The organism is Acinetobacter sp. T63 (genome assembly GCF_053852345.1).
In genome coordinates this window covers 2,426,048-2,439,839 of record NZ_CM132659.1, presented here as the reverse complement: position 1 = coordinate 2,439,839, position 13,792 = coordinate 2,426,048, and the positions used below count along the sequence as shown (strand labels likewise).

Below are 13,792 nucleotides of genomic sequence, written 5' to 3'. Positions count from 1 at the left end.
GCATAAAAGTAGGCCATTATTTTCACTGAGAAATACGGCCGATCTACCGCCATTCATCTAAAAAACTTGTATAAAGCATGCATGTTCATTTTTTATCCTTAATCCTGTTTTATAGTAAAATCAATAGGCTGATGTTTGGGAGTCGGGTAGTGAAAAGAATACAAGCAGGTTTATGGTTAGGCATTGGATTGTCTGCCATCTCGACATTATCGCTGGCCGATACCAATCGCTGGGCCAGTTATCAGGGTGTGGAGCGAAAATCGCATGCGCAGCATTATCCACAGCATCGCCCGTCTTATCCGCAGCACAGGCCACCACAATATTATCCGCCCCGTCCGCAATGGGGCCATCAACCGGTACGTCCGGGCATCAGTATTCAATATCAGGCGCCCACCACCATTTACCAGAATTCGCAAAGTTATAGCTGGGTCAATGGTGACCCGAATGTGGCCCGGATTGAAAGCAGCACGCAGACCATCATTACTGACTGGCGCCGTTTAGGTTTGCCGGCTCCGCCAAATGGCAGCTACTGGATTTATGAAAATGGTCGTTATATTTTGGTGCCAAACCGTTAGATCATCCGGAGCGCTCCAGCGCTAAGGAAAACTATTTGAACCAAACTGATGATCCGGTGAATCTTCACTCAAAAATCAGCGCGCCGTAGTGGTATCCAGGCGCGCTTTTTGTTCTTCAGATTTGAATGATGGATGTGATTTTGGTGTTTAGGCCAGTTCATCATCTTCCGGGCGTGGGGTCTTGCCTTGTGGCAACGGTTTTTCACTGTGTTTATCCCGAATTACCGATGGATAATTCCAGGAGGCAAAACGTACCACCAGAATCGCAAAGGCTAGAATCAGAATCGAACCGGTAATAATTACTAGGTCAATATCCGCTTTATGGTCGTGCTGGATATCGGAAATCAGCAGCCGGGTCAGGGCGGTAATGGCAATATAAATCAGGAAGCGTACTGGCATGTGGTTGGTTTTAAAGTAAATACCCACCATGGCACCGAGCTCCAAATAAATGAACAGCAGTAAAATATCATCAATCGTGGCATATTGTTTGACGGTCAGAATATCGACCACAGTATGGCCGGCCGACCAGATCACCATACAGCCAATCACGAACAGGGCAATATAGTGAAAACTTTCAACGGCCAGATTACCCAGCCGGTCGAGGAGGGTTTCTATTTTTTCTACTTTGGGATGCCGTGCTGTCATATGCTCCTCCTGATTCTGCTGAATGAATAAGAAAAACTTATGCAAAAACTGTGCACAACTACAGGAAAAGTGGTGTAAAAACAGCAGGAAAACATGGATGCTATAAAAAAACGCCTGACAGTGCAGGCGTTTTTGAGAGATAAAAAGCTTAAGCCTGATGAGTGAAATAATCTTCCGAGAATTTCATGATCACATCAGAACCGGCTTTGATACGGGTAATTCGCATTTCCAGCTCTGGCAGAATGCGTTGTACAAAGTACAGACCCAGCGCCAGTTTGTTCTGATAGAACTCACCCTGTTTGGCCTGCGCTGCTTGGGCAATACGGGCAAACATATAGGCAAAGCTGAGCAGACCAACCGCGTGTAAATAATCGACCGCTGCTGCATTCGGGAATTCTGCATTTTCAGACGCCGCATTCAGAATGTATTGCGTTACCGATTCGACTTCTGTGGCTGCATCTAAGGTCGCATCTTTAATGAAGTTCAGATCGGCATCTAACTGGTTGGCAAAGTCACGGATTTCAGCAATATATTCTGTAATATAGGCGCCCTGACATTTAATGGTTTTACGGCCAATTAAATCTTGTGACTGGACGCCATTGGTACCTTCATAAATTTGCGCAATACGTAAATCACGTACACATTGCTCCATGCCCCATTCACGGATATAGCCATGACCACCGAAGCACATTTGCGCATCCAGTGTTGCCTGGAAAGCGGTATCGGTTAAATAGGCTTTGGCAATAGGCGTTAGCAGCGCCACACGGTCATTGGCTTTTTTCACCGCGTCTGCATCAGTCGAGAATTTGGTGATGTCCAGCTGTTGGCCGACATAGACTGCAAAGGCACGTGATGCTTCGTTGTTGGCGCGCACATTTAAGAGCATACGACGTACATCACCATGCACTAAAATGCTGTCAGCCGGTTTGTTTGGGGATTGTACACCGGAAGCGCTGCGGCCCTGTAAACGGTCAGTCGCATATTGCGCTGCATTTTGATAAGCAAATTCAGACGCACCTAAACCCTGAATACCCATTGACAGACGTTCATAGTTCATCATCACGAACATGGCTGCCAGGCCTTCATTTTCTTTACCGACCAGATAGCCTTTGGCACCATCAAAGTTCATGACACACGTGGCAGAGGCTTTAATCCCCATTTTGTGTTCGATAGAGCCTGGGCCAACGGGGTTACGTTCACCGAGTGAACCATCGGCATTGACCAGGAATTTCGGTACGATAAACAGCGAAATACCGCGTGAACCGGCAGGTGCATCTGGGGTTTTGGCCAGTACCAAGTGAATGATGTTTTCAGCCAGGTCATGATCACCACCGGTAATAAAGATTTTGGTCCCGGTAATGTTATAGCTGCCATCTTCGTTGCGTTCCGCTTTGGTTTTAATAATCCCCAAATCGGTACCGGCATGTGGTTCAGTCAGACACATGGTGCCAGACCATTCACCTGAATAAATTTTTGGTAAATAGGTTTCTTTCTGTTCCTGAGAAGCATAGCTGCTCAGTGCCATGCCCGCACCGACTGACAGCAGTGGATACAGCATGAATGACGGGTTGGTGGCAAAAATCATTTCATCTGACAGAACGGTCAGCATTTTTGGCATGCCTTGACCGCCCCATTCTTCATCGGCACCCAGGCCAATCCAGCCGCCTTCGGCATATTGCTTGAATGCTTCTTTAAAACCGGCCGGTGTAGTTACGCTGCCATTGTTATATTGGGCACCTTCTTCATCACCAGTGCGGTTTAAGGGCAGGGTAACGTTCTGGGTAAATTTGGCCATTTCTTCAAGAATGGCTTCTGCGGTTGCAGCATCGAGGTGGGCGAGATTTTCGTTATTTTGCCAGAATTGTTCTGCTTGGAAGACATCATTCAGGATGAATTTCATATCGGCAAGCGGTGCGTTATAAATTGGCATAGTTCATTTCACCTGTTTCTTGTTTATTCATAGTGATCAGGTCAGTCTAAACGATGAGATTTCAATTGATTAGACGACGAAAGGTTAATATAGCGTGATAAATAGAGAAAAAGGACCGCCAACAGCTGGCCGTCCTTTTTACATCCATTACAAGTTACTACACATCACGTGCATTAGAAGGCGAAGTGTTCAGCATCAAGCGCCATCAATGGATCCAGGCCAGTCGCAATCACGTCAACATGCGAGCGTACACGTGGCAGGATCTTCTTGAAGTAGAAGCGTGCAGTGGTCACTTTGGCATTATAGAAGTCGACATCGGTAGTACCCGCAGCCAAGGCTTCTTGTGCAACCAGTGCCATACGTGCCCATAGGTAAGCCAGTGTCACATAGCCAGAGAAGTAGAGGTAATCGACTGCTGCAGCACCGACTTCTTCAGGGTTTTGCATCGCACGCATACCAATTTGCATGGTCAGGTCGCCCCATTCTTTGTTCAGCGCGGCCAGCGGTTCAACAAACTCTTTCATGCCGGCATTGTCTTTGTTGGCTTCTGCGAATTTGTGAATGATCTTGGTGAAATCTTTCAGCATCGCGCCTTGTGTACCCAGAACCTTACGGCCAAGCAGGTCAAGTGCCTGAATTTCAGTGGTACCTTCGTACAGGCAAGAAATACGCGTATCACGTACAATCTGCTCCATACCGTGCTCGGAAATAAAGCCGTGACCACCGAACACCTGTACACCGTGTTTTGCAGCTTCTGAACCGGTTTCGGTCAGGAAGGCTTTGGCAATTGGTGTCAATAAAGACAGGATGTTGTCGGCAAATTTACGGTCTTCTTCCTCAGCAGCCTGCTCAACCACATCTGCATATTGAGCCAATAAGTAAACCAGCGCACGGCCACCTTCAGCAAATGCTTTTTGGGTCAACAGCATATTACGTACTGCTGGATGCACAATAATCGGATCGGCTTCTTTTTCTGGCGCTTTCGGACCAGACAGTGAACGCATGGCCAGACGGTCTTTTGCATACGCCAAAGCGCCCTGGAATGAAGATTCAGATGCAGACAGACCTTGTACTGCAGTACCGATACGCGCCGTGTTCATGAAAGTGAACATACAGTTCAGACCACGGTTTTCAGGTCCAATCAAGTAACCTTTGGCGTTGTCAAAGTTAATCACGCAAGTCGCGTTACCGTGAATCCCCATTTTGTGTTCGATCGAGCCACAACGCACAGCATTACGCTCACCGATTGAACCATCAGCATTCAGGTTGAATTTCGGTACGATGAACAGTGAAATACCTTTGGTGCCTTTCGGTGCACCTGGTAAACGTGCCAGAACGATATGGATGATGTTCTCGGCCATGTCGTGCTCACCAGCAGAGATAAAGATTTTCTCGCCAGAGATCGCATAGCTGCCATCCGCATTTGGTTCCGCTTTGGTACGGATAATGCCGAGGTCAGAACCGGCATGAGATTCGGTCAGACACATGGTTCCGGTCCAGACACCTGATACCAGATTTGGCAGATAGGTATCTTTTTGTTCTTGCGAACCGTGGTGCTCAAGGGTACGTACTGCACCATGAGACAGACCCGGATACATGCCCCAAGCCCAGTTTGCGGTACCGACCATTTCAGAAATGGTAATGCCCAGAGAGTTTGGTAAACCCTGACCGCCGTACTGTTCTTCAGCAGATAAAGACGGGAAACCCAGTTCGATATATTTTTGATACGCTTCTTTAAAGCCAGTCGGCGTGGTGACTACACCATCGTTCCAGGTACAGCCTTCGCGGTCGCCCACCTGGTTTAAAGGAGATAATTCATTTTCACAGAAGTCTGCAGCAGCTTCTAAATATTGGTCAACCAACTCACGGCTTACGTTTCCAGAGAATGCAGGGAGTTTTGCATAATGTTCTTCAGCATTTAATAATTCATGCAAAACAAATTGCATATCACGTAGTGGCGCTTTGTATTGTGGCATATCGGGTTCCTCAATACTGGTTTAACCAGCGGTTATAATCCTAAATCAGTGAGTTCACGCGCCTTCACAGGCGCATCTTGAATGTTTTAATCGTGCAACATCTTCTAATTGGGTACAAGCATTTCAATGGCTTTTCTTGGTGACTGTAAAGTCAAAGATTTTTAACTTGAAATAGCTAAGTGTATTGAGTGTAAACAGATTTATCGGTATAGGAAGTGGACAAATAGTCAAAAACGTAAACAGATATGTCCAATAAAAAAGGCGCACCATGCGCCTTTTTTATTTGCTGACTTCGCTTAAGCCACTTTGGCCGGAATGGTCACAGCGGTATTCGGTTTAAAACGCAGGCTGCATTGACCATTGACCGATTTATCCCCCAGTTTAATCTGGACAGTCTGACCGGCTGTTTTGCCGTTACAGGCATTGGCCATAGCCTGTTGACGGGCCTGACGCTGTGCCAGGCGCTGATCATACTGTTTCACCAGTTCGGCACGTTTGGCATCGGTTAAGGCACCTGTCTGAGGACTATGCTGTTTAAACTGGCGTACATCGCCACGCATTGGACGATGTTCACGGCTGTGTTTAAGCTGCTGGCGTTCCGGCGTAAATATTAGGGTACAGGTCCCATTCACGGTTTTTTCACCGGCTTTGACCTGAACCACCTGTCCGGCAGCTTTGCCTTCACAGGCCGTTTTGATCTGCTGCATCATCTGGCGGCGTTCAGTACGCAGCTGCTGCCATTGTTCACGCTGTTCCGGGCTTAGGCGTGCATGTTTGCCGTGCATGGAATGAGCCATACGGCCTTCACGTTCCGGCGTTGCTGTACTATTGGTTGACTGACAGGCTGTCAGTGTCCCGACACTGAGTAAACCCACTGAAACAAGCGCAATTTTTGTCATCGTTTTCATGATTATTGTCTCCACACAGAACCGCGATACAGTTATTTTTACCTGCGACAAGAATAAATAATAAAGATGAAGAAACAATGGAGAGTTTTTTCAAACACTGTTCGCTACAATAGTGAAATAAAAGAAAAATTGAGATGAGTGTTTTGAAAATACGCCGGATTCCAATCGCCCTGCGCCTGTTTTTGACTGTGCTATTGACCGCGCTGGTCATTTCCACGGTCAGCCTGTGGGTGCTGCACTGGAATATGCAACGCAATTTCACCAAATACGTGGCCGATGTCGAAATGCAGAAGCTGGATCATGTGATTCATAATCTGGCCGGTGTGTATGGCGTCTATCATGATTGGGGCAATGCCATTCAGGCACAAATCCTGCAAATTGAAGGGCAGGCCGGCCCGGAAGATTATGACCGCCTGTCGCGCTGGTGGTTGCGCCGTCAGTACGATATTGCCTTGCAGCAGCGTTATTTTGAAGAACATACCTTAATGAATGTGGCGCCAACGCTGGCTGAACCAGATCCGCAGAAACGCCAGGCCTCGCAGGAGGAACTAAAATGGCTGGAAATGAATCTGCCTTCCGAGTACCGTCCCTTTGAAGGCCTGAAATTTCCTTTAAGCGCGCAGCAGAATACCACCCGGGTTAATCAGGGCAGTGCCCAGAATCCGCGTCCGAATCAGCCACAATCGGATGGCAAAAAACAGTTTATTTCCATGCCGGACCGTTTGGGTCTTAGCTCGCGTCTGGCTTTATATGATGCCAAACGCCAGTTTGTGGTCGGTGAGCCGGCAGAAGGACAAATGTCGTATCGCCCGATTTTAATGAACAATCAGGTGGTCGGTTATCTGGGGTTAAAACCGGTGCTGGATCAGGATGATGCACTCAGCATCAATTTCTTCAGTGAACAAAAGCGTTATCTGCTGCTGATTTATGGTCTGTCCTTTATTGCCAGTTTACTGGTGGCCTGGTTATTGGCGACCTATTTTAAAAAGCCGATTCAGCGTCTGCTCCATGGGACCCGTGAACTGACCAAAGGCAATTATCAGTATCAGGTGAAAGTAAACCGTAATGATGAACTCGGTGATTTATCTACAGAGCTGAATCAGCTGGCAGTCATTTTAGATCAGCATGAAACCTCACGCCGGCAGTGGGTGGCTGATACCTCGCACGAATTAAAAACCCCGCTGGCAGTGTTACAGGCCCAAATTGAGGCCATGCAGGATGGTATCCGTAAAGCCACACCGGAACACTTAGATGCGATGATGCGTCAGGTCAGCAGCCTGAAAAAACTGACTCAGGACCTGGCTGATCTGGCGCAGGCCGAAGCCATGCAGCTGAAATTCTATCTGGCCTCAATCAACCCTTGGCAGGTGATTGAACAGGAAGTCGAGAATTTCCGGCCGAAGTTTGAACAGGCCGAGTTAAGCGTGCGTCTAGAAGGTGAAGCTGTGCCTTTACAATTAGATATAGACCGCTTTAAACAAATTATGGTGAACTTGATTGCGAACAGTATTCGTTATACTGAGGCCGGTGGGCAGGTTCATATTCATAGTGAGCAGACGGCAACAGAATGGAGTGTCTATGTCGATGACAGTCCATTTGGCCTGACCGATGAACAGCTAGCCCGTTTAGGCGAGCGTTTTTACCGGGTGGATGATTCGCGTACGCGGAGCACTGGCGGTACCGGTTTAGGTCTGGCGCTGTCTGCTAAAATTGCGCAGGCCATGGGTGGCCAGCTGAGTTTTGCGCATTCGCCATTGGGTGGCTTGCGCTGCAAACTGACTTTCCCGATTCCGACCAAACAATAAAAGGAAAAGATATTCATGAAACATGTCATGCTGGTTGAAGATGAAGTTGAACTCGCTCAATTGGTCCGCGACTATCTTGAAGCTGCTGGGTTTGAGGTCAGTATGTTTCATGATGGACAAGAAGCCTATAACAGCTTTTTGCAGCGTAAACCGAGCCTGATGATTCTGGATTTGATGGTGCCACGTATGGATGGGCTGACCATTTGCCGTAAAGTACGTGAGCAGTCTGATTTACCCATTATTATGGTTACGGCGCGTACCGAAGAAATTGACCGGGTATTAGGCCTGAATATGGGTGCAGATGACTATATTTGTAAGCCATTTAGTCCGAAAGAACTGGTGGCACGTGTGCAGGCAGTGCTGCGTCGCTTAGACCGCAAGGCTGAACCGGAAACCAATGATTTATTCCGGATGGATAAAGCCCAGCAACGGATCTGGTATCAGCAAAAAGCACTGAACCTGACCCCGACCGAATTTCGTTTACTGGAACTGTTTTTAGAGCATGTTGGGCAGGTTTATTCCCGTGCCCAGTTGCTGGACCATATTAACCCGGACAGTTTTGATGTTGCAGATCGAGTGATTGACAGTCATATCAAAAACCTGCGCCGCAAGATTTCCGAAGCGGCAGAAACCGGTAATCGTCATGAGTGGATTCAGGCAGTCTATGGGGTTGGCTACCGTTTTGAATATCCGGAAGATTAATTTCATGCGGAGTGAAAAAGCGAATAGATATGTGCCTATTCGCTTTTTTTATGAGAGTAGGTTGTGCAGTATTTAGGGGCAGGATGGTGATAAATCAACAGACTGATCAAGCATAAGACCAAGATAAAAGGGGGGGGGATTTCTAATATTATAATTTTTAAATGAATTTAATTTTTAACAAGAATATTTTGTAAATTTTAATAAGCCTGAAAATTGAAGTAAATAAAATTCCGGTATAATCCGCAGCCCGCTTTTGGGAATTTTTCTATGCACGTCAATACTGAGCTTGTCGCACGCTTAATTCAGCGCAATATCACCCCCGCGATACACTATTTTGAACAAACCCAGGATAGTTCCCGCCTGGAACATCAGATCAACTTCTGTGTACAGCAGATTATTGTCTGTTTAAATTCCGATACAGTGGCCACCATCAAAGCACTATTGCAGTATTTAATTGCAAAAAGCCAGCACAGCAGTGAACATTCAGGGTGGCGCAAAGCCTTTGAGTTGTTCAATGATAAATATAAAGTTTAATCGCTGATTTTACATACGAGAGACAGGATTAAACTGTGGGCACGATTTATCTCTGTGTTTTTGCCCGAGCTAAACACGCGAGCTTACAGTTTTGAGTAACGCTATACGTTGTCGATCCAGTTTCTTGAGTTTGGACACCACCAACGCATAAGAATTCAGCACTAAATCTTCGATTAAAGCTTCATCCAGCTCTTCATCTTCATACACTGAAATCCAGTGCTGTTTATTCATATGCCAGCCGCTACGAATATACGGATAAATATCACGCAGCATGGCACCATGATCTGGCGCTACTTTTAAATTAATGGCCGCTTGTCCGTGCAGATGAAACTGTAACATAAAGACTTTATCCTGCACTTTAAACACATCACAACCCTCACCAAAAGGCTGGGTCACTGTGACTTCAGGCAGGGTAGTAGCGACTTTTGCCGCAAGTGGATGCAAAGCCATACGCAATTTAGGTTGAAGGGCACTTTGTGGATAATGCTGAAATTATCCACAATTTACCAGGCTAATGTGGATACTTTAAGACGAGCAGCTGACCATCACTTCAGGCACATCGCTTGGCAGCGGCGCTAAATCTTCCGGTTTTTCCAGCGCGGTCTGCCGGGTATAGGGTTGGCTGAGCAGGCGAAATAAACGCTCGACTTCAGAAAAATCATCCCGCTCGGCCAGTTCAATCGCTTTTTGCGCCATATGGTTGCGCAGGATGTAATGCGGATTGACGGCGGTCATGGCGGCATCCAGTTCATCGGTATCCTGATGTTCACGAATACGCTCATATTGCGTCAGGAAGGCTTCAAACTGACGGCGGTCCAGGCAGTCATCTTTAATCGTTTCATAGTCTTTATGTTGCAGGCGAATAAAGCTCTGGGTGTAATCCAGCTGCTCGCTTTGCAAGATTCTTAAAAAAGCCATCGCACAGTCAAAGCTGTCTTTATGGAAGCTGGGTAAGCCCATTTTCTGGTTTAAACCATGCTTGTAGTGTTCCAGGAAGGTCGGTTCAAAATGGGCCAGACATTGAGCCAGATCCGTTTTCCATTGCTCCTGGTCATCGTCTGCGGGACAAAGCGGAATCAGGTTGTTCAGCCAGGTCCACAAGTTCCAGTGCCCAATACTCGGCTGCTGCTGATAGGTATAACGTCCCTGATAATCGGAATGGTTGTTGATCCAGTTCGGACGGAAGCGCTCCATAAAACCGTAAGGGCCAAAATCCAGGGTAGAACCGGTGATATTTAAATTATCGGTATTCATCACCCCATGGGCAAAGCCGACCAGCTGCCATTGGGCAATCATCACTGCGGTACGCTGCACCACCTGTGTGGCAAAAGCTAAAACAGGCTGCTCGGCCTTCAGACATTCCGGATAATGCCATTCGATACATTTCTGGGTAAATTCAGGCAGTAAATCTGGCTGATATTGATTGATCCATTCAAAATGCCCCAGCCGAATATGACAGTCCGAGGTACGTAACATCATTGCACCCGGTTCCAGTTTTTCACGCTGTACCCCTTGGGTGGATGAAGTAAATCCCACGGCATTACTGGAAGGTACGCCCAAGGCATTTAAGGCATGACCGGCCAGATATTCACGAATCACCGAGCGTAACACCGCGCGACCATCGCCCATCCGTGAATAGGGAGTGGCACCGGCACCTTTTAAATGCAGATCAATGGTCTGCTGATGCTGGTCAACAATCTGGGCAATCAGTAAACCACGTCCATCACCGAGCTGGCCGGCCCATTGCCCGAATTGATGCCCGGCATAAACCATGGCCAACGGCGGAAATTCAGCAAATGTTTTCTGGCCGCTACAGATTTCGACCCACTGTACTTTGTCTTCATCTGACCATTGCAGTTCATCGGCCAGTGCTGCATTGAAATGCCCGGCTTTGGCGCCTTTTAAAGGCAGCGGTTGTTGCTGGTGATACAGACGGGAAGGCAGGGTAGGATAGCGCGAGTTAAATTGCATTGCAGAACAGCCATTCAGAACAGGCCTTCACTATAACAAACTTGGCTGGAGAAAAGTGTCGTGTTTCCGAATAGAAAAAGCCTCCATCAGGATAATGCCAGTCAGTTAAGCAAATTTTAGTAAAATGTAGTAAAAATGAGTGTATGTAAATACGCTCATTTTTTTATGTCTTTATCTGAACATTTAGAATCCACTCTTGAACATGCTCTCCCATCACTCAACCATTTTTGTGAACTTATTGATTTAAATTGGATTGAAACAAGCCTGCATCAAACAGGTAAGGCATCGATCAGAAGGAGAAAATTACCTGCTGAGCACGTGGTTTGGCTTGTTCTTGGGCTTGCCTTGTTTCGCAATCAACCCATCAGCTATGTGGTAGAACAATTAAAACTCGTGTTTGGTACAACAGATTATTGTGTTCCTAGTGCAGCTGTCCAAGCTCGACAACGTTTAGGTCGAGAACCCTTAGCTGCCTTATTCTCCTTAATCAGCCAAGCATGGTTTGATGAATCACAACAACAATATTCAACCTTTCAAGGTCTTAGTGTATGTGCTGTTGACGGGGTGGTTTGGTCTATGCCACTGACCAAGGAGAATTTTAATCATTTTGGCTCATCTAAAAGTAAAACTGCTGTAGCACCTTACCCACAAGTTAGAGCCACGTGTCTAGTGAATACCAATACTCATGAAATCATAGATGCCCAAATAGGCAGTATGGATCAAGGTGAACTCACATTAGCAAATCAATTATCTCCTCCAGCACAAAGTATTACTTTGTTTGATCGAGCTTATTTCTCTGCTGATTTTTTAATAGGCTGGCAAACACGTGGAGAATCAAGCCATTGGCTTATGCGAGCTAAAGATAATTTACGTTATGACATAATTAAACGGAATTCCCCACATGATTTTCATATCAGGATGCCAATATCAGCAAGAGCCAAAAAACTTAATCCAGCATTAGGAGATTACTGGGAAGCACGTTTAATTGAAGTTGAGCAGGCAGGAAAAATCAGACGTTACATTACTTCATTATTAGATTCAAAGACATACCCACTTATAGCCTTGGCAAAGTTATATGCTCAGCGTTGGGAAATTGAAATGTGTTACCGAGAAATTAAAAGCAATTTACAGGAAGGTAAGCACTTAAGGAGCAAACAGCCAGACTTAATTTATCAAGAATTATGGGGTGTCTTGATTGCTTATAATGTTCTAAGAAGACAAATGAAATATATGGCTCAACGTGCCAAAGTAAGCCCGTTGAGGATCAGTTTTCATATTGCATCTATTGCCCTTCTTAATTTACTCAGATTCGACTCTTTGGCTTCTGCAGGTAATCTACCCAAACATCTGGAAAGTTTAATGGAGAAATCTAATCGGTATGTTATACCTGAGAGAAGAGTGAGGAGTTATCCAAGGGTTGTAAAAGGAAAACCTCAAAAATACCCAAGAAAAAGCCAGTCAATCTCTTAACTGACTGGCATTACTCCATCAGGAGGCTTTTTGCAGGGCTTTGGTATTATTGTGAAACCGGATTCTTTTTCAGGTTACGCATTAGAATGTTCAGGGTTTCCCGATGATGGGTTAGACGCTGTTCTACCAGCTGGAATTCAACTTTCAGCTTGTCATCCATTTGATGGATTTTTTCTGCCACCGCCGATTTCTTGGCCTGAATTTCCTGCTCTTTTAACTTGGCCCAGTCATTTAGGGTATGGGTAAAGGCTTCATATTCTTGTGCCAGACGCTGTTTGACGCTGCTGATGTCGTCATTGACATTGTGGCCATATACCGCCAGGTCCTGCTCGGCATATTTGAACTTCATCGCCAGTTCCGCTTTTTTAATATTAAAGCTTGGAATACGGCGCAGGTTTTTTGCCAGACCCAGTTTCGAACAGCTCCAGATTAACCATTTGGTTGGGTCATATTGCCACCATTTCACGCCATTACGGTAATCGTACTGGAAGATATGATGATAGTTATGATAACCCTCGCCCCAGGTGGCAATAGCCAGCCAGAAGTTGTCACGCGCCGTATTTTCGTCGGTATATGGACGTTTGCCCCACATATGACACAGCGAGTTAATAAAGAAGGTCACATGGTGGCTCAGAATCAGACGCATTAAGCCGCCTAAAAGTAAAACACCCCAGATGTCGCCCACAGCCCAGCCAATTGGTAGCAAGATGCCAACATGTACCAGAATCACTAACGGTACATAGTATTTATGCTGGAACATCACCAGTTTGTCATTCAGCAAATCTGGCGCATTTTTATAGTTTGGTTCGGCTGCCGGATAGTCACGCAGCATCCAGCCTAAATGGGCGTACCAGAAACCGTTATTGATCGAATACGGATCTTTATCGACATCATCGACATGACGGTGATGGGTACGGTGACCTGAGGCCCAGAACAGGATACTGTTCTGTACGGCAAAGGTGCCCATAATCATTAAAATGATTTTCAAAGGTAAAGTGGCTTCATAGGCACGGTGCGCCCATAAACGGTGATAACCTGCTGTAATACCCAAGCTGCTAACGCCAAGTAAAACAAACATGCTGATCCAAGCTGCGAGGCTAAAATCATGGTGGTAAGCATATAACGGGATGGCAATGATTGCGACAATTGGCAAGAACACCAGAGCAAAAACGGCAACCCAGTTAATTGGGGCTTTGGGTAGGGGAGCATTCATCTCCAACAGTACTCCTGAAAGCTGGGGAGGTGTAAAGAAGTGCTTAATCCATTACTTTTTGTA

Annotated in this window: 12 protein-coding genes; 5 read left to right on the top strand and 7 right to left on the bottom strand. The window is 46.2% G+C overall.

Features of this window, described 5'->3' with window-relative positions; all coding sequences use genetic code 11:
- Positions 1-149: 149 nt before the first annotated feature.
- On the top strand, positions 150-575 hold the full coding sequence (locus ACVLR6_RS11725) for an RcnB family protein (RefSeq protein WP_005180017.1): 426 nt from the start codon (positions 150-152) through the stop codon (positions 573-575).
- 147 nt (positions 576-722) lie between these two features.
- Here ACVLR6_RS11725 and ACVLR6_RS11720 read toward each other — a convergent pair whose 3' ends face one another.
- The 4 genes from ACVLR6_RS11720 to ACVLR6_RS11705 all read right to left on the bottom strand — a co-directional run bounded on the left by ACVLR6_RS11720 (position 723) and on the right by ACVLR6_RS11705 (position 6,034).
- Positions 723-1,220, bottom strand: a complete 498-nt coding sequence (locus ACVLR6_RS11720) for a phosphate-starvation-inducible protein PsiE (protein ID WP_005180016.1) — start codon at positions 1,218-1,220, stop codon at positions 723-725.
- Between the two features lie 148 nt (positions 1,221-1,368).
- Positions 1,369-3,150 (bottom strand): acyl-CoA dehydrogenase C-terminal domain-containing protein, encoded by a 1,782-nt coding sequence (locus ACVLR6_RS11715; protein ID WP_104484488.1) that lies wholly within the window; start codon positions 3,148-3,150, stop codon positions 1,369-1,371.
- Positions 3,151-3,323: 173 nt separating this feature from the next.
- A complete protein-coding gene (locus tag ACVLR6_RS11710) occupies positions 3,324-5,126 on the bottom strand; it encodes an acyl-CoA dehydrogenase C-terminal domain-containing protein (RefSeq protein WP_075168330.1) in 1,803 nt (600 codons plus the stop codon).
- Positions 5,127-5,422: 296 nt separating this feature from the next.
- The gene (locus ACVLR6_RS11705) at positions 5,423-6,034 is read right to left on the bottom strand and encodes a hypothetical protein (protein ID WP_455995269.1); all 612 of its coding nucleotides are present in this window, start codon (positions 6,032-6,034) and stop codon (positions 5,423-5,425) included.
- Between the two features lie 134 nt (positions 6,035-6,168).
- On the opposite strand from ACVLR6_RS11705, the gene baeS reads away from it, so the two are divergent.
- The 3 genes from baeS (at position 6,169) to ACVLR6_RS11690 (ending at position 9,075) form a co-directional block, all read left to right on the top strand.
- Entirely contained in the window at positions 6,169-7,839 is a 1,671-nt protein-coding gene (gene baeS, locus ACVLR6_RS11700; protein ID WP_253172074.1) for a sensor histidine kinase efflux regulator BaeS, read from the top strand.
- Between the two features lie 15 nt (positions 7,840-7,854).
- Positions 7,855-8,541: a response regulator gene (locus ACVLR6_RS11695; RefSeq protein ID WP_005180005.1), complete on the top strand. Its 687-nt coding sequence runs from the start codon at positions 7,855-7,857 to the stop codon at positions 8,539-8,541.
- Between the two features lie 267 nt (positions 8,542-8,808).
- Entirely contained in the window at positions 8,809-9,075 is a 267-nt protein-coding gene (locus ACVLR6_RS11690) for a hypothetical protein (RefSeq protein WP_104505830.1), read from the top strand.
- 69 nt (positions 9,076-9,144) lie between these two features.
- On the opposite strand, the gene ACVLR6_RS11685 is transcribed toward ACVLR6_RS11690, so the two are convergent.
- Positions 9,145-9,525: an MmcQ/YjbR family DNA-binding protein gene (locus ACVLR6_RS11685; RefSeq protein ID WP_455995267.1), complete on the bottom strand. Its 381-nt coding sequence runs from the start codon at positions 9,523-9,525 to the stop codon at positions 9,145-9,147.
- Positions 9,526-9,600: 75 nt separating this feature from the next.
- Positions 9,601-11,046: a protein adenylyltransferase SelO gene (locus ACVLR6_RS11680; protein ID WP_160242836.1), complete on the bottom strand. Its 1,446-nt coding sequence runs from the start codon at positions 11,044-11,046 to the stop codon at positions 9,601-9,603.
- Positions 11,047-11,211: 165 nt separating this feature from the next.
- Here ACVLR6_RS11680 and ACVLR6_RS11675 point away from each other — a divergent pair, with 165 nt between their 5' ends.
- Positions 11,212-12,516, top strand: a complete 1,305-nt coding sequence (locus ACVLR6_RS11675) for an IS4 family transposase (protein WP_455995231.1) — start codon at positions 11,212-11,214, stop codon at positions 12,514-12,516.
- A gap of 46 nt (positions 12,517-12,562) precedes the next feature.
- On the opposite strand, the gene ACVLR6_RS11670 is transcribed toward ACVLR6_RS11675, so the two are convergent.
- A complete protein-coding gene (locus ACVLR6_RS11670) occupies positions 12,563-13,729 on the bottom strand; it encodes an acyl-CoA desaturase (RefSeq protein ID WP_005179996.1) in 1,167 nt (388 codons plus the stop codon).
- Positions 13,730-13,792 lie beyond the last annotated feature (63 nt).

Coding starts and splice junctions, on each gene's coding strand:
- ACVLR6_RS11720 (WP_005180016.1), bottom strand. CDS start 1,220: ATGACAGCACGGCATCCCAAAGTAGAAAAAATAGAAACCCTCCTCGAC.
- ACVLR6_RS11715 (WP_104484488.1), bottom strand. CDS start 3,150: ATGCCAATTTATAACGCACCGCTTGCCGATATGAAATTCATCCTGAAT.
- ACVLR6_RS11710 (WP_075168330.1), bottom strand. CDS start 5,126: ATGCCACAATACAAAGCGCCACTACGTGATATGCAATTTGTTTTGCAT.
- ACVLR6_RS11705 (WP_455995269.1), bottom strand. CDS start 6,034: ATGAAAACGATGACAAAAATTGCGCTTGTTTCAGTGGGTTTACTCAGT.
- baeS (WP_253172074.1), top strand. CDS start 6,169: ATGAGTGTTTTGAAAATACGCCGGATTCCAATCGCCCTGCGCCTGTTT.
- ACVLR6_RS11695 (WP_005180005.1), top strand. CDS start 7,855: ATGAAACATGTCATGCTGGTTGAAGATGAAGTTGAACTCGCTCAATTG.
- ACVLR6_RS11690 (WP_104505830.1), top strand. CDS start 8,809: ATGCACGTCAATACTGAGCTTGTCGCACGCTTAATTCAGCGCAATATC.
- ACVLR6_RS11685 (WP_455995267.1), bottom strand. CDS start 9,525: ATGGCTTTGCATCCACTTGCGGCAAAAGTCGCTACTACCCTGCCTGAA.
- ACVLR6_RS11680 (WP_160242836.1), bottom strand. CDS start 11,046: ATGCAATTTAACTCGCGCTATCCTACCCTGCCTTCCCGTCTGTATCAC.
- ACVLR6_RS11675 (WP_455995231.1), top strand. CDS start 11,212: ATGTCTTTATCTGAACATTTAGAATCCACTCTTGAACATGCTCTCCCA.
- ACVLR6_RS11670 (WP_005179996.1), bottom strand. CDS start 13,729: ATGAATGCTCCCCTACCCAAAGCCCCAATTAACTGGGTTGCCGTTTTT.